At 60.3% G+C, this 2,165-nt stretch carries 2 protein-coding genes; both read right to left on the bottom strand.

Annotated elements, in window-relative coordinates:
- Positions 1-262: 262 nt before the first annotated feature.
- On the bottom strand, positions 263-1,504 hold the full coding sequence (locus ACSBQT_RS17820; RefSeq protein WP_435002204.1) for a type II toxin-antitoxin system HipA family toxin: 1,242 nt from the start codon (positions 1,502-1,504) through the stop codon (positions 263-265).
- A complete protein-coding gene (locus ACSBQT_RS17815) occupies positions 1,501-1,794 on the bottom strand; it encodes a helix-turn-helix domain-containing protein (protein ID WP_264800642.1) in 294 nt (97 codons plus the stop codon). Before ACSBQT_RS17815 ends, ACSBQT_RS17820 begins: the two co-directional genes overlap by 4 nt.
- Positions 1,795-2,165 lie beyond the last annotated feature (371 nt).

The following is a 2,165-nucleotide window of genomic DNA, read 5'->3' as shown; positions in this document are numbered from 1 at the left end:
TTACCCACCCGATCGCCTGAACCCGTGGAACAAACCGTGTTTGTCCTGGTCAGACCCGGTAGAAACAGTGTCTCGAAGACCGTGTTTCCGGCGGGGCAACGAGATATAACTCTAGACCACCCCAGAGCCACCGCGCAAATCCAAAACCGACTTTCTCCACGTGACACCCACCACACAGCCTGCAGTGCTCAACGATGTCCCCTTGCAGAGAGGCCGGCCGCACCTCAGCCCTTGCACCAACCGAGCCCGAATGCCGCGCGATTCAGCTGCCCGGGCGGACAGCTTTGCGCAGGCGTGCGAGCTGCTCGTCGATGACGGCACCCACCTCGGTGATCTCTGTCTGTCGGATCCCCCGTTCCACAGCCCGCGACCTCCACCCCTCGACTGCGCTCACGACCTCATTGAGCACCGACACTGCGGTCGGCTTCGTCAGATGGCAGAGAGAGGCGAATTCGAGCAGCGCCTCGGCTTCGGTCTCCGCGGACACGACGCCATTGATCGCTGTCTGCCGTTCGACCGCGGGTTCCGGTTCCGGGTTGATGTCGAAAGCCGGGCTCAGCTGCCATCCCGCGTCCGCCCGTATGAAGCCATGGTTACGCAAATGATCATCCGTATTGTGCAGTGCAACTGAGAATGCCACTCGGCGAAACAGTTCCGCACAGTCGCTGCGCCAGCGCCGGCTGTGGTCTTCGATAGCTTCGACGATATCGAGATAGTCACCGGCTTCTCCGTCTCGATGCCCGGTTGCTGTCATCGCACTCATATATCCGATCCGACGGTCAACCGCGCGATCGAATCTCTGCAGAAGGAGCACAGATCTCTCGTCGATACTCAGCAACCGAGATTCAGTGGTGTCGATTCCGGCCCTGCGGGCGAGTTCGAGTGCCAGGCTCTCCCACGCGATGACGTCTCGATCGTCGCCAGGTCGGGAGAACTTCGCAATTGACAGCTTTCCCTCATCGTCCGCCACAGATGCCTTGGGCCGCGCCCCGCCCAGAGACCCTGTCCCAGCGTCAAGGAGGCGCTTCACAGCCGTGCCCGACCCTTCTGCGGCCCCATCAGCAGCCCGCTGCAGTTCGGGCAAAGAAAGAAGCTTCGGTACTCGGCTCGAAGGGCTGAGAAAGTCTTCGTCGGCAGCACGACGAAACCGCAGAGCTCCCTGTCGAGTGCGATCGCTGACTCCGAGCAGGAAGTCAATATCTGTCAGGCGGCGGTCACGGGCGAAGCCGTCGGCGACCTGCCGCCGATGCTCCTTCGCCACGAGATTACGACCCCATCGGTCAGGAGAACAGTCGGCGAATGCTCCCGGCAAACCGGGTACGCTGAACGGGACCGTCGACAGTGGGAGCTCTGGGTCGACGGAATAGGCCCATCGAGCTCCCACATATTCATCGGAGTATTTGAACGTCGTCGAGATATGCCCCCGTGCGATGTGGAAATACGCAGTACCGACGAATACCGCCGTTCCGCCATGGTCCAGTTCAACCCGGATCTGCTCACTCATCGACGAACCCTGTCCGGAAGCGTTTCAGCAGAACGCAGTCTGCCAACATCGGTGCTCAAAGGATCGAATGAGGCGGACACGTGGTCGAGCTGCCCCAGTGCCTGCATAACCGACATCACTGCGCCGATTGATACCCCTGCATCACCCCGTTCGACTTTCTGGAGCGTCGATCGAGAGATGCCGGCCCGCTCCGCGACTTCGACAGCCTTGAGCGACTGCATGAGTCGCCACCGACGAATCGAGGATCCGATCTCGGTGAGACGGCGATCCACTTGGCGAGTGACGCTCATTTCGACTCCTTATGAGTGCAATAAACACCGTACGACGAATTAACGACTAGAATACGCGCCATTAGATCAACTGGCAATGACGATTTCGGACGGATCGGTGGCCGGCTGGTGTCCGGAAGGACTCCACAAGATCTCCGCACGTCTGCGAGAACACCACTCTCAGTTGCCGGCGACAAGCCGGAGAATACACGAATGGTCTCGTCCGACTCCCACTGAGAGTCGCACGAGACCATTTACTACCTGGCGGGGGTGCAGCAACCCCGCGCCAGGTAGCAGTACCCCCGCCAGGTAGCACCAAGCACACCCACCGCATTCGTTGGTGAATACAGTAATGGCCCCGCCCAAAACATTGGACGAGGCCATCACCACCA

The sequence above is a fragment of the Brevibacterium sp. H602 genome (assembly GCF_051172395.1).
GTDB lineage: Bacteria > Actinomycetota > Actinomycetes > Actinomycetales > Brevibacteriaceae > Brevibacterium.
Note: the sequence above shows the minus strand (reverse complement) of the source record. Positions and strands in the feature narration are given on the sequence as shown.

What these genes read in the sequence shown, in the direction of transcription:
- ACSBQT_RS17815 (WP_264800642.1), bottom strand. Translation starts at nt 1,794, where the DNA reads ATGAGCGTCACTCGCCAAGTGGATCGCCGTCTCACCGAGATCGGATCC.
- ACSBQT_RS17820 (WP_435002204.1), bottom strand. Translation starts at nt 1,504, where the DNA reads ATGAGTGAGCAGATCCGGGTTGAACTGGACCATGGCGGAACGGCGGTA.